The organism is Streptomyces sp. NPDC127595 (assembly GCF_042671685.1).
GTDB lineage: Bacteria > Actinomycetota > Actinomycetes > Streptomycetales > Streptomycetaceae > Streptomyces.
Genome location: NZ_JBHXWK010000001.1, coordinates 462,856 through 488,873, shown reverse-complemented (window position 1 = coordinate 488,873; position 26,018 = coordinate 462,856). Strand labels below are relative to the sequence as shown.

Sequence of the window (26,018 nt, the reverse complement as noted above, 5' to 3'; positions counted from 1 at the left end):
GCCGGGCGGGTCGTCCCGCATGCACATGGCGCACTCCGATGTGAAAGTGACGAATGTGACGACCACCGAGGAAACCGTGCCGCCCGCCGCGGAGGCGCCCGCACCGCCGGTGCTGGACAAGCGGCGCCGCAATGTCGTCTTCGCGACGATCATGCTGGGCATGCTCCTCGCCGCCCTGGACCAGACGATCGTCGGCACCGCCCTGCCGACGATCGTGTCGGATCTCGGCGGCGCGGCACACATGTCGTGGGTGGTGACGGCCTACCTGCTGGCGGAGACCGTCGCCACCGTACTGGTCGGCAAGTTCGGTGACCTGTTCGGCCGCAAGGTGGTCTTCCAGGCCTCGGCGATCATCTTCATCACTGGTTCCTTCCTGTGCGGCCTCTCGCCGAACATGACGATGCTGATCCTCTGGCGCGCGGTCCAGGGTGTCGGCGCGGGCGGCCTGATGGTCACCGCCATGGCCCTGATCGCGGATGTCATCCCGCTACGGGAGCGCGGCAAGTACCAGGGCGCGATCGGTGCCGTCTTCGGCGTGGCCACCGTCATCGGACCACTGCTCGGCGGTCTGTTCACGGACCATCTGACCTGGCGCTGGGCCTTCTACGTCAACGTGCCGATCGCGATCGTCGTCGTCATCGCCGCGGCCCGCACCATTCCCGTGGTGAAGTCGGTGGTCCGGCCCGTCATCGACTATCTGGGCATCGCGTTCGTCGCGATCGGCGCCAGCGCGCTGATCCTGGCGACCAGTTGGGGCGGTAACGAGTACGCCTGGGGTTCGGGCATGATCATCGGCCTGTTCGTGGGCGGTGTGATCGCGCTCGGCCTGTTCTGCTGGGCCGAGACCCGCGCGGCCCAACCGACCCTGCCGATGCGCCTGTTCGCCAACCCAGTCTTCACGGTCTGCTCGATCCTCAGCTTCATCGTGGGCTTCGCGATGCTGGGCGCGATGACGTTCCTGCCGACGTATCTGCAGTACGTCGACGGCGACTCGGCCACGGTCTCCGGCGTCCGCACGCTGCCGATGGTCATCGGCCTGCTCATCGCCTCCGTCTTCAGCGGCAACGTGGTCAGCAAGACCGGCCAGTACCGGATCTTCCCCATCGTCGGCTCGCTGGTGATGGCGGTGGGTCTCTATCTGCTCTCGCTGATGGGACCGGACTCCAACGCCTGGCTGGAATCGCTGTACATGTTCGTGCTGGGCACCGGGATCGGCCTGTCCATGCAGGTGCTGACGATCGCCGTGCAGAACACCGTGCTCTACACCGACCTCGGCACCGCGACCTCCGGCGTCACGTTCTTCCGTACGCTGGGCAGCTCTTTCGGGACGGCCGTCTTCGGCACGATCTACACCAACTCACTGAAGCCGAACCTGGCCGACGGCGTCGCGGAGGCCACCCGCACCGGCGCGGCGGATCCGGCCGCGATCGCCCAGGCCTCGCAGAGCCCGGAAGCGCTGAACAGACTGCCGTCGGCGGCGGCCGAGCCCCTCATCAGGGCGTACGCCGACACGCTCCAGACCGTCTTCCTCTGGACGGTCCCGGTGGCGGTCCTGGGCTTCTTCGTGGCCCTGTTCCTCAAGCAGGTGCAGCTGCGCGACAGCGCACGGATGGGCTCGACCGACATGGGTGAGGGCTTCGCGTCCCCGGCCGGCGCCGACTCGCAGCGCGTCCTGGAAGCCGCCGTCGGAAAGATCATCGGCGGTACGGAGCTGGACACCGCGCGCCGGATCGTCACCGAGTCCGACACCCGCCTCGACGTGGCCGGGGCGTGGGCCGTGATGCAGGTGGAGCTGTTCACCCGGATGGTCGGCCATGCGAGTCTCGGGCTGATCGCCGCCCGGCGCCGGCTGCCCCCGGAGGTCCTGGTACCGGTCTTCGACCGTATGGTCCAGGAGGGCTATCTCACCCGCGACGGCTCACTCTTCTCGCACACCGCGGCGGGAGAGCGGGAGGCACGGATCATCGGCAGGGCGTGGGGCACCTGGCTCGCCCAGCGCGTGGAACAGGACATCGGCCGCCCCTCGGGCGATGACCTGCGCGCCGCCGTCGACTCCATCGCCAAGCGCCTGCTGGTCGAGGACCTCACCCATGGCCTGCCGCCCGGGCGGCAGCTCGAACCCGCGTCCGGCGGAACCGGCTGACGCGCCTGTCAGCCTGCGCCGAGGTCCAGCCGCGCCAGGGCCGACGCGACGTCCGGGACCGCGCTCACCCCGCCCGGAAGGCGCGGTCGGCGTACGACGACCACCGGGAGCCGGAGGTCACGTGCGGCCACGAGCTTCGCCGCCGTCGCCTCTCCCCCGCTGTCCTTGGTCACCAGGACGTCGATGCGATGCTCGCGCAGCAGGGTTTTCTCACCGTCCACCGTGAACGGACCGCGCGCCGCCAACACCTCGGCGTCCGGGGGCAGTGGCGGCTCGGGCGGCTCCACCGTACGTACGAGAAAGTGCAGTTCGGGCAGCTCCGCGAAGGCGGCCAGGCCCAGGCGGCCCGTGGTGAGGAAGACCCGGCGGCCCAACTCCGGGAGCAGCGCGGCGGCTTCGGCCAGGGACGCCGCCGAGTGCCAGCGGTCGCCGGGCCCTGGGCGCCAGCCCGGGCGGCGCAGCACCACGGCCGGGACACCGGTCGCCGCCACGGCCCGGGCCGCGTTCGCCGTGATGCCCGTCGCGAACGGGTGCGTGGCGTCCGCCACCGCGTCCACCCGATGCTCGCGCAGCCATCGGGCCAGGCCGTCCGCTCCGCCGAATCCCCCGATCCGTACCTCCCCGTCGAGCGCCCCGGGCCGGGACACACGCCCGGCCAGCGACGTGGTCACCCGCACACCGGGCCTCGCCGCCAGCCGGGCGGCGAGTTCTCGCGCCTCGGTGGTACCGCCGAGGACCAGGACGTGGGGGGACATGGGGTCGAGCGTACGGGGCGCATCGCTCCCCGACACGGTCGGCCGGTCAGGCACAGTGCGGGACGCGAGGGCTGTCAGGCGAAGCGGGGGAACAGCCTCAGCGCGTTGTCGCGCTCCACACCGCGCAGTTCCCCCTCCGTGAACCCGTCGAAGCCGGTGAGGTTGTCGATGTTGCGGACGACCGTGGGTTCGGGGGCGGCGGGCCAGTCGGTGCCGAACAGGATGTGGTCGGCGGAGGTCACTTCGAGCGTCGGCAGCAGGGAGTTGCGGCTCCCGGCGAGCGCGGTGTCGTAGTAGAGCCCACGCAGGACCTCCGCCACATGGGCCGGGTCGATGTCCGCGTCGTCCGGCCCCCGGCCCATCTCGGTGTGCTCGCCGATCCGCCAGCCGAGCGTGGGCAGCGCCCCTCCGCAGTGGGCCAGGATCAGCTTCAGCCCGGGATGCCGCAGGAAGACACCGGTGTAGAGCGCGTTGGTGATCGTGCGCGCAGTGTCAAAGGGGAACTCCACGATGGAGCTCGGCCGGCCGAAGCCGAGGACTTCGATGTACGGGCAGTCCTCCGGGTGGACGAAGACCGGTACTTCGCGCCGTGCCAGCTCAGCCAGTACGGGTTCGAGGGACGGATCGCCGAAGTAGTGGCCCAGCACGTTCGAGGTCAGCACCACTCCGTCGAGCCCCAACTCATCCAGCGCGTAAGCGACTTCGGCCAGCGCCTCGTCGGGGCCGTCCGCCGGAAGTGTCGCGAAGGCTCCGAAGCGGCCGGGGTGCTTCGCGATCAGCTCGGCGTGCCCTTCGTTGATCAGCCGGGCGAGGCGCGTCCCGAAGTCCGGGTCGTCGTCCGCCCCCGCGAACGACATCGGCAGGGACATGAGCTGGGCGGCGATCTCCTGCCGGTCCATGTAGGCGAGTGCGGCCTCGGGCGTCCAGCGCACGGAGATGCGGTATCCGCCGGTCGGGCGGAAGCCCCGGCCCGCGATCGCCATCATCGCTTCGTCCGACACGCCATGAGTGTGGACATCGATCCGTTGACCAGGCATGACGTGGCTCCTCTGCGTCGGGGTGTGTCTCCGAGCCTAGGTAGCAAACTGTCGACCGTCAATTTAAACGACGCGTACCGAGGACATTGACCTCGGTGCCCCTCAATCACGCCCTCCATTAAATTGACGCTCAACACTTTAATGGTTATGGTCGAGGCATGCAGATAGGTGATGTGACAGTCGAACCCCTCACCGACGGCGTCGTACCGATGCCGCCGAACCTGCTCTACCCGGACGTTCCGTTGTCCGTGTGGCAGGCCCTGCCCGGCGCGCTCGACCGGCACGGGATGCTTCAGGTCCCGTTCGGCGGATTCCTGGCCACCGACCGGCGCGGGCACCGCGTCGTCTTCGACCTGGGCGGCGGGCTCGCCCCGCAGCTGTTGCCCGACGGCGAGCTGCCCCCGGTCTGCGAACTCCTGCCTGAGCGGCTGGACAAGCTGGACTGCCCGCTCGACTCCGTGACCGATGTGGTCCTCAGCCATCTCCACATCGACCACGTGGGCTGGGCCTCCACCGCGGGCATCACCACGTTTCCCCAGGCCAGGCACCACATCCACGCCGCGGACTGGAAGCACTTCGTGGACGGGAAGGCCGATGACGCCGTACGCGACAAGGTCGCTCCGCTGCGCGACATCGCCGTGCTGTGGGAGGGCGACACCGTCTCGCCGTACGACTGGCTGCGTCTCGTCCACGCACCGGGACACACGCCGGGCGCCTCGGTCGCGCTGATCGAGTCACAGGGGCAGAGCCTCGCCCTCGTCGGTGACCTCTTCCACCACCCGGCGGCGCTGGACCACCCGCACTGGCGCTGCGGTTTCGACTGGGACGCACCGGCCGCGGCGTCCACCCGGGCGGTCTGGCTGGAGACGCTGCGCGCGACGGGAACGCCGCTGGTCGGACCGCACTTCCCCGAACTCCGGCCGGTCACGCTCCGATGAACCGGCCGCATTCTCCGAAAGGTTCGCCATGAGCAGCGTGAAACTCGCCATGAGCAGCGTGAAAGCGGCGGTCTGCCGGCCAGGTAGCGACGAACCCTTCGAGCTGGAAGAGCTGAGCATCGGCGATCCCCGCCCGGACGAGGTGCTGGTGCGCTTCACCGCGGCAGGGCTGTGCCATACAGATCTGGAGGTGGCGGCCGGACGTATGCCCACGCCTCTTCCGGTCGTCGCCGGGCACGAGGGTGCCGGTGTGGTCGAGGCGGTCGGCTCCGGCGTCACCGGGTTCGGTCCCGGCGACCGGGTGGTGGCCAGCTTCAGCTTCTGCGGCAGCTGCCGGAACTGTCTGAGCGGACGGCCCGCTTACTGTCCGCTCCACTTCCCGCTGAACTTCGGTGCCCGGCGCGCCGACGGCACCGTCGGGCTGCACGACTCGGCGGGCGAGCCGGTGCACGACCACTTCTTCGGGCAGTCGTCCTTCGCCGGGTACGGGCTGTGCCGCCCGAGCAGCCTGATCAAGGTCGGCGAGACGGACGTACCCGATCATGTGCTCGCTCCCCTCGGGTGCGGCATCATCACCGGCGCCGGGGCGGTCTGGAACCAGCTGAAGGTCCCGCCTGGCAGCACGGTGGCCGTCTTCGGGGCCGGAGCCGTCGGGCTGAGCGCGGTCATGGCAGCCTCGGCGGCCGGCGCCGCGCGGATCATCGTGACCGACCCGCACGCCTCGCGGCTCGACCTCGCCGCCCATCTCGGCGCGACCGACGTCATCGACGCCACGGACGGTCTCGCGGTCGAACGGGTACGGGAGCTCACCGGAGGCGCGGGCGTCGAGTTCAGTGTGGAGTCCACCGGCATACCCGAGGTGATGTCGCAGGCCGTGGCCGCGCTCGCCCCGCTGGGAAGCGCGGCGATCCTCGGCGTCGCACCGGACGCGGATCTGCGGACCAGTGCGTTCGCGCTCCTCGAAGGACGGACCGTGAGCGGTTCGATCGTCGGGCACCAGGCCCCGGCGGTACTCGTTCCGCGCATCCTCGACCTCCATGGCAAGGGCCGCTTTCCCCTGGAGGCCATGATCCGCACCTACGCGCTGGACGACATCAACAAGGCCGTCGACGAGGTGCGTTCGGGGACCGCGGTCAAGGCCGTCCTCATCCACTGAACCGACCGGCGCCACCGAGCCGCTCCCCCTCAAGCAAGGACGAAAGACATGTCAGGGATTCGTCTGTCCGAGGTCGTTCTGCGGACGACCGAATACGACCGCCTCTGTGATTTCTACTCGCTACTCCTGAATCAGCCGCGCACCGTGGAGATGACGCCGCCTCCCTCGGACGACCCGGACGAGCCGTCCCGCATCTGCTTCCTCGACTTCTACTTCGATCCGCCGTACACCCAGCGCATCGCCGTCTTCGAGTGCGCTGACATCGGCTCCGGCCTCTCCTCCCGTGGCCTGCACCACTTCCAGCTGCGTACGCCGTCCATCGAGGCACTGGTGGACCTGTACGGCACGCTCAAGGACGGCGGCCATCTGCCCGTCGAGGCGTCCAACCACGGGCCCGGCACGAGCTTCTACTACCGGGACCCGGACGGGAACAAGGTCGAACTGTCCGCGCTGAACTTCTCCTCGCGGGACGAGATGCGGGCGTTCATGGCGACCGACGCGTTCAAGTCCAACCCCAACGGCTTCCCGCTCGACCCGGAACTGCTGGCCAAGGCCGCGAAGGCCGGCCGGGACCTGAGCGAATTGATCTGGGAACGATGAGACTCATCTCCGCGCCGGGCACCACCGGCGACCTCTCGGACAACACCGCGTACGACGTGGTGATCGTGGGCGGCGGTCCCGTGGGGCTCGCGACCGCCATCGAACTGGGCTCCCGCCGCCTGTCGGTGCTCCTCGTCGAGCGCGAGGACGGTGTCGTCCGCTACCCGACGGCGGAGTCCATCGACACCGCCTCCATGGAGCTGCTCCGCCGGTGGGACATCTCCGACGAGGTGCAGCACAGCGGATTCCCCGCCGGCGCGCCGCGTGACATCTCCTTCGTCTCACGGATGACGACGTACGAACTGGCGCGCTTCCCGCGTCCCTGCAACGCGGACCGGCGCGCTACCACGCACGGGCTGAGCCCCGAAGGGGGCGTGTGGTGGCCGAAGTTCTGGTTCGACCTCGCCCTGCGCCGGCGAGCCGCCGCCGAACCCACGGTGGACTTGCGCTACCGGTGGATGTGCGACGCGTTCGACGACGGAACGCACGGCGTGACCGTGCGGCTCTCCTCGCAGGCTTACGGCCGCAGGACCGTGCGGGCGCGCTATCTGGTGGCGTGCGACGGTGCGGCCTCGCCGGTCCGCAAGGCCCTCGGCATCGAGTCGCTGCGGGACTCTGCCGATGTCCGGGCGCGTTGGCAGGGTGCCTTCGTGAACCTTCCCGGGCTGCGCGAGCGTGTGCCGCACGCCCCGGCCGTGCAGTACTACCTGCTCAACCCCCGCCGGATGATTCTCGGTTCGCTCGACGGCGGCGATCTGTGGCGTGTCACCTATCCCCTGGCGAGCGGGGAGTCGCCCGTCGCGGCCGAGGTGCGTGCCACCGTCGCCGAGGCGCTCGACTGCCCGGCCGGGGAGGTCGAGGTGCTCGACGCCCGGGAGTGGAGCGGCGACGCGGTGGTCGCCGAGTCCTTCCGGTCCGGTCATGTGCTGCTGGCGGGCGACTCCGCGCACCGCATGTGGCCCTCGGGCGGGCACGGGATGAACACCGGTCTCGGCGATGTGGCCAACCTCGGCTGGAAGCTGGAGGGCGTGCTGCGGGGCTGGGCTCCGGACGCGCTGCTCGACACGTACACCGCCGAGCGCCGGCCGCACGCCGAGCGCATGGTCCGCCGCGCCTGGCACAACTACTGCGCGGACAACGCGATCCTGCCCGACCCGGCGCTGGACGACCCGGCGCAGAAGGAGGCGCGGGACCGGGCCGGTGAGCGCATCGTGGCCACCCGGCAGACCGAGTGGCGCTCGCTCGGCGTCCAACTCGGCGTGCGCTACCCGCAGTCGACGCTCATCGTCCCGGACGGGAGCCCGGAGCCGGTCGCCGACCCGGAGGAGTACGTACCGACGGCGCGCCCCGGGCATCGCGCCCCGCATGTCGCGCTGGCCGACGGAAGTTCCGTACTCGACCTCTTCCGCGGGCGCTTCACCCTGCTGAACATCGCCCCCGCCGTGGACAGCGGGGATCTCGCCCAGGCTTTCCGGACCCGGGGGATCCCGCTGGACGAGGAGTGGGTCGGCGCGGACGGAGCGCGCGAGGTGTACGGGTGCGCCATCGCGCTCGTACGCCCCGACGGCATCGTCGCCTGGCGCGGTGACGCCTGCCCCGCGGACCCCGACGCGTTGGTGGACCAGGTCATCGGCCGGTCGGCGAGTCACCGGAGCGCTCGGGAACTCACGAGCTGAGGAACGGAGAACATCATGCTGCTCGCACAGACCGGCGACGGCCTCGCGCGGGTCGGTCCTGAAGGACTGCGACTCCTCGACGCCCACGGCCGGTCACTGGAGGACTTCATCGTCGAGGGCCGGCTCGCCGAGGTGGCGGGCCTGCGGGTCCGCGAGGAGATCAGCCGGGAGCACGCCACGTTTGCACCCCCGGTGTGGCGGCCCGGCAAGATCGTGGTCATCGGCCTCAACTACCGTGACCACGCTGCCGAGACGGGCAGCCCGCTGCCCGCCCTCCCCCGCTTCCACCTGATCCCCGGCTCCGCCGTCACCTCCCCGGACACCGTCGTCCACCTGCCGGAATCCGCGCCGAAGCGAGTCGACTACGAGGGCGAACTGGCCGTCGTGATCGGGCGGGACGGCCGCGACATTCCGGAGACGGACGCCTGGGACTTCGTCGCGGGCGGGACGGTCGCCAACGACCTCTCGGCGCGCGACGTCCAGTCCGGCGACAATCCCGCCCTGCCGATGGCCAGTCCGGCCCTCGCCAAGGGTTTCGACGGCTTCAAGCCGCTAGGGCCCGCCCTGCTCACGTCCGACGAACTGCGCCTGCACGACGCCCTGGACCTCACCACCGAGGTCAACGGCGAAGTACGCCAGCGTTCCTCGACGGCCGAGCTCATCTTCTCCATCCCTCAACTCCTGGCGTACGTCAGCTCGTTCCTGACCCTGGAAGCCGGTGACGTGATCCTCACCGGGACCCCGGGAGGAACCGGCGTCGCGGACGGGCGGTTCCTGGCGGCGGGCGACGTGGTGTCGGTCACGCTCGCCAGGATCGGCACCCTGACCAGCACGATCGCCCCTCCGAACACCGGGGTCCGGCAGGAGGGGCCATGACTGGATGCCTTCTCTGTCGGCGAGCCGTCGTCCTCGATACCGCGGATCCCGGCTGGCTGCTGCGGGCCGGGTACTGGGGGGTGTCCATGCACCCGGCCATGGCGGCGCCCGGCTGGGTCGCGGTGCAGACACTGCGGCACACCGAGGGACTCGCCGGTCTGGACGGCGCCGAGGCTGCCGAACTCGGCCCGCTGCTCGCCCGGTTGAGCACCGCGGTGACGCGGGTGACCGGCTCGGAACGGGTCTACACCTACTCGCTCGGCGAGGGCAGTCCGCACACCCATGTGCTGCTGGGGCCGCCCCGAGGAGACGTGCGCGGCGCGGCGTTCATCACTGGGCTGATGCGCCGTGACGCCTCCCTGGCCGACGAAGCGGCCGCGCTCCGTACCGCCCGCGAGCTGGCCGGCGAGCTGACGGGCCGACAGGCCGGCGAAGCAGCAGGCGAACCGGCCGTGGGAAACACCAACACCATCTGAAAGCGGTGAGATCAATGACGCAGTCGACCGAAGTGGCGATCCCCGAGATCTTCACGTACTTCGAGACCGCCAAGAGCCCGAAGGGCCTCGCGCTGAAGGCGCAACTCGAACGCTACGCCAAGCGCCCCCTCGACGTCCCCGAGGAACTGGCGACGGCCTTCGGACGGGCCATGAACACCGGGGACAGGCTCGGCGACGCCTACATCGACGCCTGCTTCGCCTCGCCCAAGGGCAAGTCCCGCGCCCGGAAGGACGTGGAGCAGGCCCTGCACGGCGGCATCAAGAGCGTCAACGACCCCTCTCCGGAGCTGGTGGCGCTGTTCGACTCGATCAACACCGACCCCGAGTGGGTGGACTGGGACAAGGTCGAGCACGGAGCCGAGGTCTTCCGGCGGTACAAGGAGCTGTACCCGTTCTTCGGAATGTCCACGTTCAACGCGTACGGCCTGGAGACCGTCGCCAAGCCGCTCGCGCTGACCGGCGCGTACACCGGCGGGTCGGCGTTCGGCCGGTTCGTGGAGACCTCCCGGCTCTGGACGGACACCACCGAGCCCGGGGCCATGCGACCCGGTGCCGTGGGACGCCGCTCCGCGGTCTTCGTACGCACCCTGCACTCGATGATCCGGCACACCCTGCTGCCGCACCCCGAGTGGGACCGGGACCGGCTGGGCATGCCCATCAGCCAGTTCGCGCAGACCGGGACCCTGCTGCTCAGCTCCTTCGCCCCCGGGATGCAGCTCAAGCTGCTCGGCTACCGGCCGACGGACGCCGACATCGAGGCGATGATGCATCACTGGCGCTATGTCGGATACCTCATGGGTGTCGAGGCGCCGTGGTACCCGGAGACGGTCGCCGAAGGCTTCCTGGCCAACCTGTTGCTCGGGCTCTCGGAGGAGCCGAAGATCGACGACGACTCCCGTGAACTGTGCCGGTCGTTCATGGACACCTATCTGCCGCCCGAGGACGCGAAGGGGCTGCGCCAGGTCTACGGCAGGCTGCGCTACAAGGCGCAGCTCGGTCATGCGCGCTTCTACCTGGGCGAGGAGAGCTATGGGTGGACGGGGCTGCCCGACCCCGGCCTGTGGCGTTTCGCTCCGCTCGCCCGGGTGCCCGGGAACCTGACGCGCGAGACCCTGCGCAGGAATGTGACCGGCGTGGCCGGGTGGATCGACCAGGTCAACCGGCGGGACCGGCACGCGTTCCTCAATGCGAACCTCGAAGGCGGCGAGGCGAAGTTCAAACCCGTCGACAAGCTCGCGCGGTAGTCCTCCGCCGCCCGCGCCAAAGGAATATCCGCCCCGCCCCACCCGGTTCCCGCCTCCTCTCCTCCATCCCCACGGAGGAGAGGAGGCGCCGCTAAGCTGGTGTCATGCCTGAGAATCCGCCCCGCGTAAGCCGCCCACGAGGGCGTCCGCCCAAAGACGCGCAATTCGCCCCGACCGACGAGGTTATGGCCGCCGCGATCGAGGCTTTCTCGGTGCACGGATACAACGGTGTGTCACTCCGGACCGTGAATGACGAACTGGGCGTCAGCCGCAACCTTCTCTATCAGCGCTTCGGTTCGAAGGCGAACCTGTGGCAGGCCGCTGTCGACTGGGCTTTCCGCCCTCTCGTGGCTTACCTGGTGTCCGCGGACGACGAATCGGCCGACCCCATGGTGCGGTTGAGAATGCTGATCCGGAATTTCATCGAGTACTCGGCAACACGCCCTTATCTCGCCCGCCTTGTCACCCTTGAGGGCGCCGCCGCCACGGAGCGTCTCGACTATCTCTACGGCAACTACATCGAGCCGATAAGATCGCGCTACATCCACGTCTTTGAACTTCTGTACGAGCAGGGCAGAATCAAGAAAATCCCCTACGAGACTTTCTATTTCCTGCTCACTTCCGGTGGATCCGCGCTCTACGGCCAGATCGCGCTCGCCTCGCTGATGAGCCCGGAGATGACGTCGACCGAGGAGGCCCGCGTCCGGCTCTACGCCGAGAACGTCGCCGAAGTCCTCCTGAACGGCCTGTCGTTGCCGAACTGAACCGTCCGCCCGGTCAGCGCAGCAGCAGTTGCGCTCCGCCCACCACCGTCGCCGCGATCACCAGCCGCTCGAAGAGCCGCTGGTTGATCCGGTTCACGGCCCACCGGCCAAGGACGGCCCCCGGCAGCACGAAGACCGCCAGCGCCGCGTCCAGGAGCAGCGAGTTCCCGTCGATCAGGCCGAGGCCCACGCTGAACGGCACCTTCGACACATTGACGATCAGGAAGAAGAAGGCGGAGGTGCCCAGGAAGCCGAGCTTCCGGAATCCCGCCGACAGGAGGTACATGGACATCACGGGGCCGCCGGCGTTGGCGACCATCGTGGTGAAGCCGCCGAGCACGCCGTACGAACGGGCCTTGACCCGGCCGGTGCGCGTCGTCACGGAGTCGGGTTCCTCGTCCTTCGTGGCCGCCCGTCTGCGCCACAGGGTGACCGCCGCCATCAGCAGCAGGATCGCGCCGATCGAGGTGCGTACGACCCCGTCGTCGGCCCACACCAGGAAGAGTGTGCCGAGGACGACTCCCGCGGCGACCGCCGGGAACAGCCGCCAGAGCGTGGGCCAGTGGGCGTGGCGCCGGTAGGTCAGCACCGCGAGCACGTCCCCGACGATGAGGATGGGCAGCAGCACCCCCGTCGAGGCGCGGGCGGGCAGCACGGCGGCGAAGATCGCCAGGCTGACCGTGTTGGCCCCGCTGACGGCGGTTTTCGAGAAACCGACGAGCAGGGCCGCCGCGGCGAGCGCGGCGAACTCCCAAACGGATATGTGCCAGAGCGTCATCGTGTTCATGCGGGAACCGATGCTATGCCCACGTATCTCTCCAGCGTAAGGACCGTCTCGCCCATTGGCCCCTGAGGTGTCCTCGGGGCTCATCGTGCACCGGCGCCGCACCGGACAGCACCTGGCTGATCCAGCCTCCGCGACGCCCGGTCGATCCGCCTGACCGCGGTGCACCGGGGGCAGGCGTCAGCAGTTACCCGCCGCCCCGCCTCCGGCGCACGGATCGTCCGCGAGTCCCAGCCTGACGAAGGCACCGGCGAACGATGCGAAGCCCTCGTCGCCCAGCGGTTCGACGACGCGGCGGCGCACCGAGTCGGCGAACACCCTGGCCGCGGCCGTGGCGGTCTCGCGGCCCTGCGGGGTCAGCGCGGCGTACGTCACCCTGCGATCCGAGCTCGACGGCCGGCGCTCGACGAGCCCGGCGACGGCCAGCTTGTCGACCACTCCGGTCGTCCCGGCGGTGGAGAACCCGAGCGTCTGGGCGACCAGTCGCATCGGGGCGGCCTGTTCCGGAGTCGTGGCCAGGAAGCAGAGCACTTCGAGCAAAGACGGCGGCAGACCGATTTCCCGCTGCGCGTCGCCCAGGAGCTGGTCCGACAGTTCCCGGAATCCGGTCGCCAGGGAGTTCCAGCGCTGGAGCAGTTCGGCCTCCTCGGCGCTGGGGGCCCCGGCCCCGCCGCCACTGGGGCACTCCATCGAGGCAGGCCACTCGACCCGCCCCGCCGCTTGCTGGGACTCCCCCATGCACTGGCTCCCGTCCACCGATCCACGTCCTGATCCGCTTGCCGAGGATACCCCGCCCAGCTATTATCTCGCTAACTACCTAATAGCTGGCAATTTATTGAGTCTTAAAGCGGCTGGTCAGGGACAGTGCATGCGTTCCGCCGCCCGGATCACCGCGGATTCCCCCAGATCACTCACGAAAGGCCCGACCGATCATGTCCAACACCACCTCGAACTCCCACTCCTCCGGTTCACTCACGGACGTCGGTCCGGGCCGCTGGACGCTCGACCCGGCCGGCACATCGGTCCGCATCCAGAACAGGACGATCTGGGGCCTCGTCAACGTCAAGGGCGTCTTCACCAAGGTCAGCGGCGAGGGCGAGGTGCTCGCCGAGGGCGGTGCGCACGGCAGCGTCACGATCGACGCCGCTTCCCTGGACACCAAGAACACCAAGCGTGACGTGCACCTGCGCTCCGCGGACTTCTTCGACGTCGAGAAGCACCCCTCGATCGTCTTCACCGCCACCGGTGTCACCCCGGTCGGCGACGGCACCGCCCAGGTCACCGGCGAGCTGACCGTGCTCGGCGTGAGCCGCGCCCTCTCCTTCACCGCGGAAGCCTCCGAGATCTCATCGGACGCCGTCACCCTCACCGCCGAACTCCCGGTGGACCGCAAGGAGTTCGGCATGACCTGGAGCCAGGCCAACATGATCAAGCCCCTGACCCTCGTCACGCTCACCACGCGCTTCATACGCCAGTCCTCCTGACGCCCCCTTCGCATACAGGTGCGCGTGGCTCGAAGGACACCCGCTCCGCGGCTCGGAAGTGGTGCGAGTCACGGTCGACCCGGCGGGTCTGACCTGGAGCGGCGCGCACCAAGTGGGGCCATGGAAAGTACGATCAACGAATGGCTGACACGACCGAAACCACGCCCGGCTGGCTGAGTCCCGACGACCTCGAGCTGGCGCGCGCACGTATGCCGATCCTCTACGTCGAGGCCGTGCCGGTGCGCGTCGACGACAACGGCGAGGTGACCAGCATCGGACTGCTGCTGCGCATCGGCCCGGACGGGACGGTGAGCCGTGCGCTGGTCTCCGGCCGGGTGCTGCACCACGAGCGGGTCAGGGACGCGCTCATGCGCCATCTGGAGAAGGACCTCGGGCCGGTGGCACTGCCCCGGGTCCCGGCCTCCCCGCAGCCCTTCACCGTCGCGGAGTACTTCCCGACGCAGGGGACCACGCCCTTCCACGACCCCCGCCAGCACGCGGTGTCGCTCGCCTACATCGTCCCGGTGGCCGGCGACTGCCGCCCCCGGCAGGACGCCCTCGACCTGGTCTGGTTCAGCCCGGAGGAGGCCTCCTCGCCGGTGGTCCAGAACGAGATGCCGGGCGGGCAGGGAGTCCTCCTCAAGCAGGCCCTCGCGCACGTCGGCTGCCTGTCCTGACCGAGGGGGGCACCCATGCGGTGAGCCCACATGCGCTGCCTCAGTGCAGGTCCGCCCGCACCGGACTGTCGTCGAGGAAGCCGCCCGACTGGTGCTGCCACAGCTTCGCGTAGGCGCCTTCCGAGACAAGCAGCTCCTGGTGGGTGCCCTGCTCGATGATCCGACCGCGGTCGAGGACGACGAGCTGGTCCATGTTCGCGACCGTGCTCAGCCTGTGTGCCACCACGAGCGCCGTCCGGCCTTCCATGAGCCGCCACAGCGCCTCCTGGACGAGGACCTCGCTCTCGGAGTCCAGGGCGCTGGTCGCCTCGTCGAGCAGCAGGATCGGCGCGTCACGCAGGATCGCCCTGGCGAGGGCGACCCGCTGGCGCTGTCCGCCGGACAGCTTCACACCGCGCTCGCCCACCATGGTGTCGAATCCGTCCGGCAACGCGTCGGCGAACTCCGTGACGTGCGCCGCCTCGGCCGCGCGGCGGATCTCGGCGTCGGTGGCGTCCGGCCGGGCGAACGCGATGTTGTCCCGCAGCGAGCGGTGGAACATCGCCGGGTCCTGCGGCACGTAGGCGGTCAGGCTGCGCAGGTCCGCCTGGCGCAGCCTGCTGATGTCCTGCCCCCCGATCAGGATCCGGCCGTCGTGGATGTCCGTCATCCGCAGCAGCAGCCGGGTGAGCGTGGTCTTGCCTCCGCCCGACCGGCCGACGAGACCGATCTTCGTCCCGCTGGGCACGGTCAGATCGAGTCCCTCGAAGAGCGGTTCCGCGCCCGCGTGGGCGAAGGTCACCTCTTCGAAACGGACGTCGGCCGCCCGCGACCGCAGCGGCTCCGGCGACGCCGGGTCGATCACGGTCGGCGGCGTCAGCAGCAGTTCGGTGAACTGTGCGGCCTCCGTCATCGAGCTCTCCAGGCGACGGTAGATCTGGTTGAACTCGAACATGATCCGCGTCGCGTTCGTGTAGTACATGAAGGCGACCACGACCGACTCGACGCCGTTGCCGCCCCCGCCGAGCGCGACCGCGAGCAGCAGGCCCAGCGCGTTGGTCAGCACGGACATCGGCGCGACCAGTGTGTCGATGCGCAGGTTGCCGTAGTCCCAGGACCTCAGCGTGAGCCGGCGCGACACCGCGACGCGTGAGCGGTGCTCGGCGGCCTCGCGCTCCTCCGCGGCGAAAGCCCGGACCGTGTCCATGTTCATCAGGCTGTCGGCGACGTGCCCCGACACCCTGGCGATCGCCTCCTCACGCTGGGCGACCAGTGCCTGGCGGCGCCGGATGAGGGGCATCGCGCACAGCGCCGTCAGCGTGATCATCACCAACAGGCCCACGACGAGCAGCGGTTCGTACAGCCACAGCACCACCGATCCGAACGCCAGCGGCACGAAACTGCCCACGACCTGGAACGTCATCGTGTCGACGAAGTCCTCGAAGCGGGTGGCGAAACTCAGCACCCGCTTGGTCAGCGACCCGGCGAAGTTGTCGTGGAAGAAGGCCGCGTCCTTGGCGAACAGCTCGTCCATGCCGATCACATACAGGTGCTCGATGCCGAGGGCGTCGACGCGGTTCAGACAGTGCAGTCCGATGCGCCACAGCACCTCCGCGAGCAGCAGGACACCGGCGAAGGCAAGGACGTAGGGCAGGGTCGAGCCGATGGTGACATCGGCGTCGTCGGCGATCTCGCCGACGAGCTTGGCGATGACCAGCGGCGCGATGTAGTTCATGCCGATGTTGCCCAGCGCCGGCGCCAGCGTCCCGGGCACCGTCAGCCATCGCAGCCGGGCCAGCTCCCGTCCGTAATAACGAAGCGCGAGGAGGACCGGGCCCTTGCCCGGTAAAGCCTCACGCGATTCAGTCGTTCCCATCCCAACCTCGCTCGGACCGGTCCCCTGGGGACGGGGCACGTCGACGGAGCCTCCGCGCGGCTCTCGGCGACGCCGATGTGCGAGTACGGGCAGGCCAGGCCTCGAATTGTCCTGGGCCGCCGGCTCCGGAGTCCAAGCGTTTTTCTCGGCCAACGGCACGTCAGCCACCGATACGTCAGCCGACGCCCCGTCCGCCACCGACGCATCACCCACCGGCACGCCCGAGGAGTTCCCGGGCCGCACTCTCCCGGCGCGAGTAGCGAGCCGCGCCATGCGGGTTTCGCGCGCCGTTGTAGTTGACGTCGACCATCCCACCGTGGGCCACGAACTTTCCCTGGAAGCGGGTGCCGAGCTGGTAGCTGGAGGTCACCAGCTTGTAGTGGGTGGTGTTGTACGAGGTGATGTACAGCGAGGTCCCTTCGAGACGGAACGAGGTGACGTCGCTCGACGAGTCATGTATCTGCCCCGCCATCACATGCGGTTTGGTCTTGGGGAGGTGGGTGATCGCCTGGTCGACGACCATGGTGTGGGTGCCGGACGTGGACGAGCAGCTCTTCGTGGCCGACCCGTTCGCGGTCATCTCGCGCAGTTCTGACCGCGGGTATCCGGTGTTGCTGAACTCGGCCGGCAGGCCGCCCAGACTTTGGAAGCACTGATGGCGGCCAACGACGACACCGAACCCAGAGTCATTCCCATGGAACTTCGCGTACGCCACACCAGCGCTCCCCCGGCGATTCCCGCGCACTGAGGCGAGGAAGCACCTTCACCAAGGCGCCGGAAGGAAAATCTTACGAAACTGTGAAATATACCGTGCCCGGCGCGGATTGACGGAGTTCGAAGCGAGCGCGAGACACCATGGCGGAAACGCGAAGGCCGGATCAGCCGGCCTCGCGGACCACTTCATCCCGTTCATACCACCACCGTTTCGGAACCTCCACGAGCGTCGGCAGACGCGCGTGGGCATCGTCTGCAATCGCCCCTCATGGGTCGCTAGCGAGTGAGGAACCTTGTCCTTGATCAGTCGACGAACATTCTCCGGTGCACTCACGGCAGGAGTCGCGGCAGCGGCGGCCGGAGTGCCGCCCACCGGGGCCGCGGCCCAGGAACTCCCGACGCCCGCAGCTCACCCGGGCGTTGAGCCGGTGCGCAACGTCGTACTCGTCCACGGCGCGTACGCGGACGGATCGTCGTGGTCGGAGGTGACCGAACGCCTTCAGTCGGCCGGCATGAACGTGACCTCGGTACAGAATCCGCTCACCTCACTCGCCGACGACGTCGCGGCGACCGAGCGCGCTCTCGCCCTCCAGGACGGGCCGACGATCCTGGCCGCACACTCCTGGGGCGGCACGGTCATCTCCCAGGCGGGCCTTGCCTCGAACGTCACCGGTCTCGTCTACGTCGCCGCCCGTGCACCCGACGCCGGAGAGGACTACACCGCCCTCGCCGCGAAGTTCCCCACCCCGCCCGCCAACGCCCAACTCGTCGAGTCCGGCGGGTTCAAGCAGCTCAGCCAGGAAGGGTTCCTCCGCGACTTCGCCGGCGGGGTCTCCCGGCGCCGGGCCCTCGCGCTCTACGCCGCACAGGGCCGTATCGCGTCCTCGCTGTTCCCGACCTCGACGACCACGGTGGCCGCGTGGCGGCACAAACCCACCTGGTACGCGGTGTCGAGGAACGACCGGACCACCTCGCCCGAACTCGAGCGTTTCCTCGCCGCGCGTATGCGCGCCAAGACCATCGAGCTCGATTCGAGCCATCTGTCGATCGTCACCCACCCCGACGCGATCGCCCAACTGATCCTCGAAGCCGCGGCCCACACCGCCCCGGACGCCTAGCTCGGACACCGCGCGGGCCGCTCTCCTCTCACCAGCCGGTCAGGAGCAGATGGTTGAGGAGGAGGGCGAGGGCGGCCTGTGCGGTGAGCCAGGCGCGGGGACGGGTGAGGAAGGCGCAGGCCGGAAGCAGCCACATCACGAACGGCAGCCAGATGCGTTCCGTCTCCGCCTTGCTCATGCCCGAGAGGTCGGCGATGAGGAGCGCGAGCAGGCCGGCGAGGACAAGCAGGGCGAGGCGGGATTCGGGAGCGGGTGTGCGGAGCCGGGACTCGGAAGCGGGCGTACGGAAGCGCGCCTCGGAAGCGGGCGTGCCGAAGCGCGCCTCGGAAGCGGGCGTGCCGAAGCGCGCCTCGGAAGCGGGCGTACGGAAGCGCGCCTCGGAAGCGGGCGTGCCGAAGCGCGACTCGGGAACGGGCGTAGGGACGCCCGACTCGGGAACGGGCGTGCGGAAGCCGGCGCGGATGTCCTTGCGTACCGGTGCCGCGCCCGCCCGCCGCAGCCCCGCCACAGTCGCCGGGCCCGCGATCAGCACCGTGCACGCGAGGTTCGCCCACACCCAGTAGCCGTACGGCCGGATGCCGCCGGCCCCTTGGTAGTAGCGGGTCACCAGCAGTCGGTACGCCTCCCACCAGTCGAAGCCGGCGAGGGTGAACGCGAGCGGGACGACGAGGGCCCCGGCGACCACGTACGGGAGGGGGCGCAGTCGCCGCGTACCGAGCAGCAGAACGGCAACGGCGATCACCGCGATCAGTGTCAGCCCGTACGAGAGATACATGGTGAGGCCGAGGAGGAGGCCGGAGACGACGCCGGTCGCCCGCGGCCGGTGTCCCGTGACGGCGAGGGCGAGGAACGCGAGGGCCCAGGCGGCGACCGCGGCGAAGTACCCGTCCGCGGAGGTCCCCATCCAGACGGCGGCGGGGGCCAGGACGAGGAAGGGCGCGGCGCGGCGGGCGAGCGCCTCCCCGGACAGCGCTCGTACGGTGACGAGCACGGCGACCGCAGCCATCGCCCCCACGGTGATGCACCAGACGCCCGCCCAGGCTCCACCGCCGAGCCCGATCCGGTCCAGGAGGACGAAGGTGAGGGTGGCCGCCGGGGGGTGTCCGGCGACGTGCGGGGGCCAGTGGTCGGGCGATCCGATGACGATGTGGTGCGTGAAGTCCCGCAGTGCGTACGGGATGTCGTGGAAGCGGTCGATGACCTGGAGGTACTCGTACCTGGTCGTCAGCCGCAGGGCGATGCCGCGCTGCCAGCCGTCGACGAGGGCGAGGGAGAACGTCCACGCCGTGCCGGTGCCCCAGATGCTCAGCAGCAACGCGCGCCAGGGCAGCCGGGCGGCGACGAGCGGGCCGTAGGCGACGACCGCGACGGCCACCACGATCGCGGCCGGGGTGCCGGGGCCGACGTGCGGATCCCACCGGGAGTACAGCGGCGGCCAGCCGACGTGGAGCGTTCCGTCGCGGTGCTCGATGGCGGTGCCGACCAGCGCGGCGGCCAGCACGAGCAGGGCGGCGGCAAGGGCCGCGGACAGGTCACGGAGAAGATCGCGGTTCACACCAGCACGTTAGGACGGGGGCCGGTCTCCACGGCCTCCACCAGGGCGAACGTCAGAGTTTCGTCATGGTTCGCGAACCCTTTCGTGGGCTGTCCCGCGCCTACGGTCGAGGCATGCCACGGTCCCCTTCCTCCCCCGCCTTCTGGCGCAGTCCGCTGCGCGGCCCCTGGTTCACCTCCGTGCTGGGCATCGTGCTGCTCGGCGGGATCACGGTGCTGTTCGTGACGGGTCTTCTGTCGTACGCCGCCTACAACCCGGGCCTGTCGGGCGTGAACGACATGACCCCGGACAAGGGTCTGCTCGGTTTCTATCTCTTCTCCTGGCCGACCGACCCGCACGGGCTGTACCGGCTCACGCAGGGCGTCCACGTGACGTTCGGTATCACCCTGATCCCCGTGCTGCTGGCGAAGCTGTGGTCGGTGGTGCCGAAGCTGTTCGCGCTGCCGCCGGCCCGGTCGCTCGCGCACGCGCTGGAGCGGGTCTCCCTGCTTCTGCTGGTCGGCGGCGCCCTGTTCGAGTTCATCACGGGCGTGCTGAACGTCCAGCTCGACTACCTCTTCCCCGGCTCCTTCTACTCCTTGCACTTCTACGGGGCCTGGGTGTTCTTCGCGGCCTTCGTGACGCACGCGGTGCTGAAGATGCCGACAGCCGTACACAATCTGCGCCACCTGCGAGATGAACACCCCTCTGCGGACGAGGAGTTGGTGTCCCCGAATCCGGCCGAGCCCACCGTCTCGCGGCGCGGCGCCCTCGGCTTCGTCGGCGGCGGATCGCTGCTGCTGTTCGCCACGACAGCGGGCCGGAGTTTCGACGGGCCGCTGCGGGAGACGGCGCTGCTCGCGCCGCACGGCGGCCCCGAACCGGGTTCCGGGCCGGGCTCGTTCCAGATCAACAAGACGGCACGGTCACGCGGGATCAGCGCGACGGAGACGAGCGCGCAGGCCTGGCGGCTGGTCGTCGAGGGAGGCGGTCGGACGGTCCGGCTGAGCCGCGCCGAGCTGCTGCGACTCCCTTTGCACAGCGCGGCGTTGCCCATCGCCTGCGTGGAGGGCTGGTCGACCTCCGACCAGAACTGGCGGGGTGTACGGCTGCGGGATCTGGCCCGGCTCGTGGGTTACGAGCAGGCGCCCGACGTCCTGGTGGAGTCGCTCCAGCAGAGCGGGGCTTTCCGCCGCGCCGCTCTGCGTGACAACCAGGTGCGTGATCCGGATTCCCTGCTCGCCCTGTTCGTCAACGGCGCGCCGCTCACCCCCGACCACGGATACCCGGCGCGGATCATCGTCCCGGCGGCGCCCGGCGTGCTCAACACCAAGTGGGTGGCGCGGATGACTTTCGGTGACCTGTGACCCCTTCCGAGAAGAGACCTGTGAGGAGACGTGTGATGCGACGACTGTTCGGGACCGCCGCCATCGGCAGTCCACTGCAACTCCTGCTGCTCGCCTGCTCGTTCGCGCTCGCCGGTTACGCGGCGGTGCGGCTGCTCGCGGGCGACTGGTTCGGGGTGGCCCTGTGGTTCGTGGGCGCGGCGGTGGTGCACGACCTGGTGCTGCTGCCGCTGTACGCGGGGGCTGACCGCGCTCTCTCAGGCGCGCTGGGCATCGTCGGCCGCCAGGGGTGGACGGTCTTCGTCCGGGTACCGGCGGCGCTCTCCGGCCTCCTGCTGCTGGTGTGGTTTCCGCTGATCAGCGGTCAGGTGGCGGACCACTACCGGTCCGCGACCACCCTGTCCGGCGACGGGTTCCTGTCCCGCTGGCTGCTGATCACGGCCGCGCTGTTCGGCGGCTCCGCGGTGCTGCTGGTGCTGCGGTTGCGCAGGGCGACGAAGGAACGGCCGCCTGCCTCCCACTGACCGTCCGGCTGCCAGCCCGCGCGCACGGCCTGCCTCAGCAGAGCCGGCGTACCGAGGCGGGCCCAGGGAAAGGCCGGACCGGCGGCGCCGTGGGCGTCGGCGCCGCGGACGACATGGACGTGGACGCGTTCGTCGACGTCCATGTCCGGGACCGCCTCGACGATCAACAGCCCGCGGGGAGAGAGGAGTTGGGACATCCGGCGGAGCAGCGCGGCCGGGTCGCCGCCGATGCCGACATTGCCGTCGATGAGGAGGGCCGTGTCCCAGCGGCCCTCACCGGGGAGTGGCTCGAAGACGGACCGGCGCAAGGCCTGCCCTCCCAGCCGTACGGTGTGGGCGACGGCGGCCTCGCTGACGTCGATGCCGAGCGCGGGCCGGCCCCGCGCCGCGAGCTCGGCGACGAGCCGCCCCGGCCCGCATCCCACATCGAGCACGGCGCCTTCGCAGCGCCGCAGGGCCTCCAGATCGGCCGCGTCGGCCCGTGCGCACCAGCGCTCGACGTCGAGGGGTAGCAGCCAGCCGTCGGGGCGGCGGAGGTAGAGGGGGCCCTGGCCGGTACGGAGTGCGTCGGAGTACGGGTCGGCCGACCAGGGGGCGGATGGGGTCGCCGCTCTGTCGGGCGCTTGGGGGCGAGCGCGTTCGGGCTGGGGGCGGAGTCCCCCGCGAACGGGGGCAGGCATGCGCCCAGCAGACGCGGCGTGCGAGCCAGATCCTGCGCTCATCAGCGGCTCACCGCCCGCATCCGGGCCAGCTCCGCGGCGAAACGGCCTCCCGGCGCCAGCGCCGCGACCGCCTCCGCGTCGGCCGCGGTGTCGACGTCCCGGAGCCGGGGCAGGTCGCGTACGCACAGGCCCGCGGATGTCAGCCGCTCCCGCTGTACGGCGCCTGTGGTCGGCCTCGACATCGGTACGCCGCGCAGCAGTTCGGGGTCGGGAGTGGCGAGCCCCAGCGCCCAGAAGCCGCCGTCCTCGGCGGGTCCGAAGTACGCGTCGCAGTCGGCGAAGTCCACCGTGAGGAGATCGGGCGTCACCTGCGGCGTGTCCATGCCGATGAGCAGAGTGGGCCCTTCGCAGCCCGCGAAAGCGGCGGCCAGCCGTTCGTCCAGACCTCCCGCGCACTGCGGTACGACGTCGATGCCGGTCGGCAGCCATGGGCCGGGCGTGCCGTCCAGCACCAGTACGCGGCGCCGCGCGGGCGTCGCCGCCACCGTACGCAGGGTGTCCACGAGGGCCGCCTCGGCGAGCAGCGCGGCTTCCCGGGGCGTGAACGGCGGCGTGAGGCGGGTCTTCACCCGTCCCGCTCGCGGCTCCTTGGCGATGACGAGCAGGGTGCTCACTGGGCGGTTCCTGTCGAAGCGGCGGCGGGCGCCTTGATCGGCGCCGATGGTTCGGCCAGGACGCGGCGCATGTCCCGTACCGCCTGCCAGGTACCGCGCCAGGTGCCGGTGACCTTGGAGGCGCCGGTGCGCGGCAGGTACGGCACGTCGTGCTCGGTGACGCGCCAGCCGGCGTCGGCGGCGCGGACGACCATCTGGAGCGGGTAGCCGCTGCGGCGGTCCGTGAGGGCGAGGTCGAGCAGCGGTGCGCGGCGGGCCGCACGGAGCGGGCCCAGGTCGTGGAGGCGCAGCCCCGTGCGGCGGCGGATCATCCGGGCCAGCGCGAGGTTGCCCGCTCGGGCGTGCGCGGGCCAGGCGCTCCGGCTCTGCGGGCGACGCCGCCCGAGCACGAGGTCCGCCTCCCCGTCCCGTACCTCGCGTACGAAGGGGGCGAGCAGGGACGGGTCGAGCGAGGCGTCGCAGTCGCAGAAGCACACGAACTCCGCGGTGGCGGCGGTCAGTCCGGCGTGGCAGGCGGCGCCGAATCCGCGGCGCGTCTCCTGCACGACGGTCGCGCCGAGGCTGCGGGCCAGTTCCGCCGAGCCGTCCGTGGACCCGTTGTCCACGACCAGCGCGTGCCATCCCCGGGGGATGCGGGCGAGTACCCAGGGCAGAGCCGCGGCCTCGTTCAGACAGGGGAGGACCACGTCGACTTCCGGGTCCGTTGCGGGAAACGCGGGATTTGCAGTCACGGCTTCACCCTACGAACGCGAAAGGGGCATATCGGTCTTGGCCTCCTTACGAAACACGGACGTCGAGCCGCGCCGGCGGCACAGGTGCGAGGCCGGTGGGAGGCTGGACGCATGCAGCAGCCGTACGAATCCCCAGCTACCGGGCGTGTGCCGAACGGGCAGGGGGACACGACCCCGGGCGGGGCAGGGGCCACGACGCGCGTTCTCGTCGTCGACGACGATCCGACCGTCGCCGAGGTCGTCGTCGGCTATCTCGACCGTGCCGGGTACGTCGTGGACCGGGCCGCGGACGGACCCTCCGCGCTCGCCCGGGCCGCCGCGCACTGGCCGGACATGGTGGTGCTGGATCTGATGCTGCCGGGGATGGACGGTCTTGAGGTGTGCCGGCGGTTGCGGGCGCACGGTCCCGTGCCCGTCATCATGCTCACCGCCCGCGGCGACGAGGACGACCGGATCCTGGGCCTGGAGGTCGGCGCCGACGACTACGTCACGAAGCCGTTCAGCCCCCGGGAGCTGGTGCTCCGGGTGGAGTCGGTGCTGCGCCGCGCCCGGCCTGCCACCGGCGCCCGCCCCCTCCACGCGGCCGGTCTCACCGTCGACCCCGCCGCCCGCCGTGCCACCAAGGACGGTGCGGAACTCGCCCTCACCATCCGTGAGTTCGACCTCCTCGCCTTCTTCATCCGCCACTCCGGGCGGGCCTGCAGCCGGGAGGACCTGATGCGCGAGGTCTGGGGATGGGACTTCGGGGACCTGTCGACGGTCACGGTCCACGTACGTCGGCTCCGGGGGAAGGTCGAGGACGACCCGGCGCGGCCGCGGCTGATCCAGACGGTGTGGGGCGTCGGCTACCGCTTCGACGGCACGCCCCGCGAAGGGGCGGTCTGACGATGTACGACACGACACCCCGCGAAGGGGCGGTACAACCACGGTCGACACCCCACCCGGCGAAGGGGCGGTACGACCATGCACGGCACCACACCCCGCAGAAAGCGCCGCCTGACCACGCTCGACACCACACCCCCCGAAGAGACGGCCTGACCATGCACGAAACGGCACTGCATACGGCACCCCTCGAAGAGCTGGTCTGACATGCACGACATGCTGCTCATCGCCCTCTTCGCCTTCCTGGGCGCCGCCGCAGCCGGGCTGCTCGGCGCGGGTGCGCTCCGGCTGATCCGGCGGCGGTCGCTGACCGCGTCCCTCGCCGTCGTGGCCGCCGTGGCCGTCGCCGCGATGCTCGCCGGGACGCTGGCCGTGGCCTGGGCGATGTTCCTGTCCTCGCACGACCTGAGCGTGGTGACGACGGTCGTCGCGATGGCGGCCGTCGTGTCGCTGGCGACCGCTCTCCTCCTCGGCCGCTGGGTCGTGTCCGGCAGCCGGGCGCTCACCCTCGCCGCCCGTTCCTTCGGCGACGACGGTGACTTCGCGGCTCCGGAAGGCCCCGCAACCGCCGAACTCACCGCGTTGAGCCGGGAGTTGGCGGCCACCAGCGCCAAGCTCGCCGAGTCCCGCACCCGCGAGCGCGCCCTGGAGACCTCGCGCCGCGAACTCGTGGCGTGGATCTCGCACGACCTGCGCACCCCACTCGCCGGACTGCGCGCGATGTCGGAGGCCCTGGAGGACGGCGTCGCGGCCGACCCGGACCGCTACCTCCGCCAGATCCGCACCGAGGTCGAGCGCCTCAACGACATGGTCGGCGACCTCTTCGAGCTGTCCCGCATACACGCCGGGACCCTCGCCCTCTCCCCCTCCCGGATGTCGTTGTACGACCTTGTCGGCGACGCCCTCGCGGGAGCGGACCCGCTCGCCCGCGAACTCGGTGTACGGCTGGTCGGCGACCGGATCGAACCGGTGCCCATCGAGGTGGACGGCAAGGAGATGAGCCGCGTCCTGGGCAATCTGCTGGTCAACGCGATCCGGCGGACACCCGCCGACGGCACGGTCGCGGTCGCGGCCGAGCGGTCGGAGGAAGGTGTCGTACTGTCCGTCACCGACGGCTGCGGGGGCATCCCGGAGGAAGACCTCCCGCGCGTCTTCGACACCGGCTGGCGAGGCACGCACGCCCGGACGCCTCCCGCGGGCGCGGGGCTCGGCCTCGCGATCGTCCGGGGCATCGTGGAAGCCCACCGGGGACAGGCCGCCGTCCACAACGTCCCCGGGGGCTGCCGCTTCGAGGTCACGCTCCCCACGGCCGAGGCATGAGCAGGGCGCCCGGCGAGGTGCCAGGGC

25 protein-coding genes are annotated in these 26,018 nt (G+C 70.4%); 15 read left to right on the top strand and 10 right to left on the bottom strand.

The genetic code is table 11. The features are described from left to right. The first annotated feature begins 55 nt into the window (after positions 1–55). Positions 56–2,143 (top strand): MDR family MFS transporter, encoded by a 2,088-nt coding sequence (locus ACFVKT_RS02135; RefSeq protein ID WP_385728099.1) that lies wholly within the window; start codon positions 56–58, stop codon positions 2,141–2,143. Between the two features lie 8 nt (positions 2,144–2,151). Here ACFVKT_RS02135 and ACFVKT_RS02130 read toward each other — a convergent pair whose 3' ends face one another. Together ACFVKT_RS02130 and ACFVKT_RS02125 are read right to left on the bottom strand one after the other, a co-directional pair. After that, positions 2,152–2,898, bottom strand: coding sequence for a cobalt-precorrin-6A reductase (locus tag ACFVKT_RS02130; RefSeq protein WP_385726594.1), 747 nt, complete (start codon positions 2,896–2,898; stop codon positions 2,152–2,154). 74 nt (positions 2,899–2,972) lie between these two features. Then, positions 2,973–3,935 (bottom strand): amidohydrolase family protein, encoded by a 963-nt coding sequence (locus ACFVKT_RS02125; protein WP_385726592.1) that lies wholly within the window; start codon positions 3,933–3,935, stop codon positions 2,973–2,975. Positions 3,936–4,093: 158 nt separating this feature from the next. Here ACFVKT_RS02125 and ACFVKT_RS02120 point away from each other — a divergent pair, with 158 nt between their 5' ends. The 8 genes from ACFVKT_RS02120 (at position 4,094) to ACFVKT_RS02085 (ending at position 11,686) form a co-directional block, all read left to right on the top strand. After that, positions 4,094–4,873, top strand: coding sequence for an MBL fold metallo-hydrolase (locus ACFVKT_RS02120; RefSeq protein WP_385726590.1), 780 nt, complete (start codon positions 4,094–4,096; stop codon positions 4,871–4,873). Between the two features lie 28 nt (positions 4,874–4,901). Then, on the top strand, positions 4,902–6,029 hold the full coding sequence (locus tag ACFVKT_RS02115) for an NAD(P)-dependent alcohol dehydrogenase (protein ID WP_385726588.1): 1,128 nt from the start codon (positions 4,902–4,904) through the stop codon (positions 6,027–6,029). A gap of 48 nt (positions 6,030–6,077) precedes the next feature. Further along, positions 6,078–6,629, top strand: a complete 552-nt coding sequence (locus ACFVKT_RS02110) for a VOC family protein (RefSeq protein WP_385726586.1) — start codon at positions 6,078–6,080, stop codon at positions 6,627–6,629. Then, the gene (locus ACFVKT_RS02105) at positions 6,626–8,305 is read left to right on the top strand and encodes an FAD-dependent monooxygenase (RefSeq protein WP_385726584.1); all 1,680 of its coding nucleotides are present in this window, start codon (positions 6,626–6,628) and stop codon (positions 8,303–8,305) included. Before ACFVKT_RS02110 ends, ACFVKT_RS02105 begins: the two co-directional genes overlap by 4 nt. Before the next feature lie 15 nt (positions 8,306–8,320). Further along, positions 8,321–9,181, top strand: a complete 861-nt coding sequence (locus tag ACFVKT_RS02100) for a fumarylacetoacetate hydrolase family protein (RefSeq protein WP_385726582.1) — start codon at positions 8,321–8,323, stop codon at positions 9,179–9,181. Next, positions 9,178–9,657, top strand: coding sequence for a hypothetical protein (locus ACFVKT_RS02095; RefSeq protein ID WP_385726580.1), 480 nt, complete (start codon positions 9,178–9,180; stop codon positions 9,655–9,657). Before ACFVKT_RS02100 ends, ACFVKT_RS02095 begins: the two co-directional genes overlap by 4 nt. Before the next feature lie 14 nt (positions 9,658–9,671). Then, positions 9,672–10,922: an oxygenase MpaB family protein gene (locus ACFVKT_RS02090; protein WP_385726578.1), complete on the top strand. Its 1,251-nt coding sequence runs from the start codon at positions 9,672–9,674 to the stop codon at positions 10,920–10,922. A gap of 104 nt (positions 10,923–11,026) precedes the next feature. Next, the gene (locus tag ACFVKT_RS02085) at positions 11,027–11,686 is read left to right on the top strand and encodes a TetR/AcrR family transcriptional regulator (protein ID WP_385726576.1); all 660 of its coding nucleotides are present in this window, start codon (positions 11,027–11,029) and stop codon (positions 11,684–11,686) included. Between the two features lie 13 nt (positions 11,687–11,699). On the opposite strand, the gene ACFVKT_RS02080 is transcribed toward ACFVKT_RS02085, so the two are convergent. Together ACFVKT_RS02080 and ACFVKT_RS02075 are read right to left on the bottom strand one after the other, a co-directional pair. Then, positions 11,700–12,473 (bottom strand): sulfite exporter TauE/SafE family protein, encoded by a 774-nt coding sequence (locus ACFVKT_RS02080; protein WP_385726574.1) that lies wholly within the window; start codon positions 12,471–12,473, stop codon positions 11,700–11,702. A gap of 177 nt (positions 12,474–12,650) precedes the next feature. Next, positions 12,651–13,208 (bottom strand): MarR family winged helix-turn-helix transcriptional regulator, encoded by a 558-nt coding sequence (locus ACFVKT_RS02075; protein WP_385726572.1) that lies wholly within the window; start codon positions 13,206–13,208, stop codon positions 12,651–12,653. A 194-nt stretch (positions 13,209–13,402) separates the two neighbouring features. Between ACFVKT_RS02075 and ACFVKT_RS02070 the strand changes: the two genes are divergently transcribed. Continuing rightward, on the top strand, positions 13,403–13,954 hold the full coding sequence (locus ACFVKT_RS02070) for a YceI family protein (RefSeq protein ID WP_385726570.1): 552 nt from the start codon (positions 13,403–13,405) through the stop codon (positions 13,952–13,954). 140 nt (positions 13,955–14,094) lie between these two features. Continuing rightward, positions 14,095–14,631, top strand: a complete 537-nt coding sequence (locus tag ACFVKT_RS02065) for an NUDIX hydrolase family protein (RefSeq protein WP_385726568.1) — start codon at positions 14,095–14,097, stop codon at positions 14,629–14,631. 40 nt (positions 14,632–14,671) lie between these two features. On the opposite strand, the gene ACFVKT_RS02060 is transcribed toward ACFVKT_RS02065, so the two are convergent. Then, on the bottom strand, positions 14,672–16,486 hold the full coding sequence (locus ACFVKT_RS02060; RefSeq protein WP_385726566.1) for an ABC transporter ATP-binding protein: 1,815 nt from the start codon (positions 16,484–16,486) through the stop codon (positions 14,672–14,674). A gap of 205 nt (positions 16,487–16,691) precedes the next feature. Continuing rightward, positions 16,692–17,201, bottom strand: coding sequence for a polysaccharide lyase family 7 protein (locus tag ACFVKT_RS02055; RefSeq protein WP_385726564.1), 510 nt, complete (start codon positions 17,199–17,201; stop codon positions 16,692–16,694). Positions 17,202–17,499: 298 nt separating this feature from the next. On the opposite strand from ACFVKT_RS02055, the gene ACFVKT_RS02050 reads away from it, so the two are divergent. Further along, a complete protein-coding gene (locus tag ACFVKT_RS02050) occupies positions 17,500–18,318 on the top strand; it encodes an alpha/beta fold hydrolase (protein ID WP_385726562.1) in 819 nt (272 codons plus the stop codon). A gap of 28 nt (positions 18,319–18,346) precedes the next feature. Here the strand turns inward: ACFVKT_RS02050 and ACFVKT_RS02045 are convergent, their stop codons facing one another. Then, positions 18,347–19,873: a hypothetical protein gene (locus ACFVKT_RS02045; protein ID WP_385726560.1), complete on the bottom strand. Its 1,527-nt coding sequence runs from the start codon at positions 19,871–19,873 to the stop codon at positions 18,347–18,349. Positions 19,874–19,986: 113 nt separating this feature from the next. On the opposite strand from ACFVKT_RS02045, the gene ACFVKT_RS02040 reads away from it, so the two are divergent. After that, positions 19,987–21,219, top strand: a complete 1,233-nt coding sequence (locus ACFVKT_RS02040) for a molybdopterin-dependent oxidoreductase (protein WP_385726558.1) — start codon at positions 19,987–19,989, stop codon at positions 21,217–21,219. A 358-nt stretch (positions 21,220–21,577) separates the two neighbouring features. Here the strand turns inward: ACFVKT_RS02040 and ACFVKT_RS02035 are convergent, their stop codons facing one another. Genes ACFVKT_RS02035 through ACFVKT_RS02025 form a run of 3 tightly spaced genes read right to left on the bottom strand, consistent with a single transcriptional unit; the run spans position 21,578 to position 23,789 of the window. Beyond that, entirely contained in the window at positions 21,578–22,402 is an 825-nt protein-coding gene (locus ACFVKT_RS02035) for a class I SAM-dependent methyltransferase (protein ID WP_385726556.1), read from the bottom strand. A gap of 41 nt (positions 22,403–22,443) precedes the next feature. Then, positions 22,444–23,058: a DUF2064 domain-containing protein gene (locus ACFVKT_RS02030; protein WP_385726554.1), complete on the bottom strand. Its 615-nt coding sequence runs from the start codon at positions 23,056–23,058 to the stop codon at positions 22,444–22,446. Then, positions 23,055–23,789, bottom strand: a complete 735-nt coding sequence (locus ACFVKT_RS02025; protein ID WP_385726552.1) for a glycosyltransferase family 2 protein — start codon at positions 23,787–23,789, stop codon at positions 23,055–23,057. Before ACFVKT_RS02025 ends, ACFVKT_RS02030 begins: the two co-directional genes overlap by 4 nt. A gap of 111 nt (positions 23,790–23,900) precedes the next feature. Here ACFVKT_RS02025 and ACFVKT_RS02020 point away from each other — a divergent pair, with 111 nt between their 5' ends. Together ACFVKT_RS02020 and ACFVKT_RS02015 are read left to right on the top strand one after the other, a co-directional pair. Next, entirely contained in the window at positions 23,901–24,674 is a 774-nt protein-coding gene (locus ACFVKT_RS02020; RefSeq protein ID WP_385726551.1) for a response regulator transcription factor, read from the top strand. A 204-nt stretch (positions 24,675–24,878) separates the two neighbouring features. Beyond that, positions 24,879–25,991, top strand: a complete 1,113-nt coding sequence (locus ACFVKT_RS02015; RefSeq protein ID WP_385726549.1) for a sensor histidine kinase — start codon at positions 24,879–24,881, stop codon at positions 25,989–25,991. Positions 25,992–26,018: the final 27 nt, after the last annotated feature.

What these genes read in the sequence shown, in the direction of transcription:
- ACFVKT_RS02130 (WP_385726594.1), bottom strand. Translation starts at nt 2,898, where the DNA reads ATGTCCCCCCACGTCCTGGTCCTCGGCGGTACCACCGAGGCGCGAGAA.
- ACFVKT_RS02125 (WP_385726592.1), bottom strand. Translation starts at nt 3,935, where the DNA reads ATGCCTGGTCAACGGATCGATGTCCACACTCATGGCGTGTCGGACGAA.
- ACFVKT_RS02120 (WP_385726590.1), top strand. Translation starts at nt 4,094, where the DNA reads ATGCAGATAGGTGATGTGACAGTCGAACCCCTCACCGACGGCGTCGTA.
- ACFVKT_RS02115 (WP_385726588.1), top strand. Translation starts at nt 4,902, where the DNA reads ATGAGCAGCGTGAAACTCGCCATGAGCAGCGTGAAAGCGGCGGTCTGC.
- ACFVKT_RS02110 (WP_385726586.1), top strand. Translation starts at nt 6,078, where the DNA reads ATGTCAGGGATTCGTCTGTCCGAGGTCGTTCTGCGGACGACCGAATAC.
- ACFVKT_RS02105 (WP_385726584.1), top strand. Translation starts at nt 6,626, where the DNA reads ATGAGACTCATCTCCGCGCCGGGCACCACCGGCGACCTCTCGGACAAC.
- ACFVKT_RS02100 (WP_385726582.1), top strand. Translation starts at nt 8,321, where the DNA reads ATGCTGCTCGCACAGACCGGCGACGGCCTCGCGCGGGTCGGTCCTGAA.
- ACFVKT_RS02095 (WP_385726580.1), top strand. Translation starts at nt 9,178, where the DNA reads ATGACTGGATGCCTTCTCTGTCGGCGAGCCGTCGTCCTCGATACCGCG.
- ACFVKT_RS02090 (WP_385726578.1), top strand. Translation starts at nt 9,672, where the DNA reads ATGACGCAGTCGACCGAAGTGGCGATCCCCGAGATCTTCACGTACTTC.
- ACFVKT_RS02085 (WP_385726576.1), top strand. Translation starts at nt 11,027, where the DNA reads ATGCCTGAGAATCCGCCCCGCGTAAGCCGCCCACGAGGGCGTCCGCCC.
- ACFVKT_RS02080 (WP_385726574.1), bottom strand. Translation starts at nt 12,473, where the DNA reads ATGAACACGATGACGCTCTGGCACATATCCGTTTGGGAGTTCGCCGCG.
- ACFVKT_RS02075 (WP_385726572.1), bottom strand. Translation starts at nt 13,208, where the DNA reads ATGGGGGAGTCCCAGCAAGCGGCGGGGCGGGTCGAGTGGCCTGCCTCG.
- ACFVKT_RS02070 (WP_385726570.1), top strand. Translation starts at nt 13,403, where the DNA reads ATGTCCAACACCACCTCGAACTCCCACTCCTCCGGTTCACTCACGGAC.
- ACFVKT_RS02065 (WP_385726568.1), top strand. Translation starts at nt 14,095, where the DNA reads ATGGCTGACACGACCGAAACCACGCCCGGCTGGCTGAGTCCCGACGAC.
- ACFVKT_RS02060 (WP_385726566.1), bottom strand. Translation starts at nt 16,486, where the DNA reads ATGGGAACGACTGAATCGCGTGAGGCTTTACCGGGCAAGGGCCCGGTC.
- ACFVKT_RS02040 (WP_385726558.1), top strand. Translation starts at nt 19,987, where the DNA reads ATGCCACGGTCCCCTTCCTCCCCCGCCTTCTGGCGCAGTCCGCTGCGC.
- ACFVKT_RS02035 (WP_385726556.1), bottom strand. Translation starts at nt 22,402, where the DNA reads ATGCCTGCCCCCGTTCGCGGGGGACTCCGCCCCCAGCCCGAACGCGCT.
- ACFVKT_RS02020 (WP_385726551.1), top strand. Translation starts at nt 23,901, where the DNA reads ATGCAGCAGCCGTACGAATCCCCAGCTACCGGGCGTGTGCCGAACGGG.
- ACFVKT_RS02015 (WP_385726549.1), top strand. Translation starts at nt 24,879, where the DNA reads ATGCACGACATGCTGCTCATCGCCCTCTTCGCCTTCCTGGGCGCCGCC.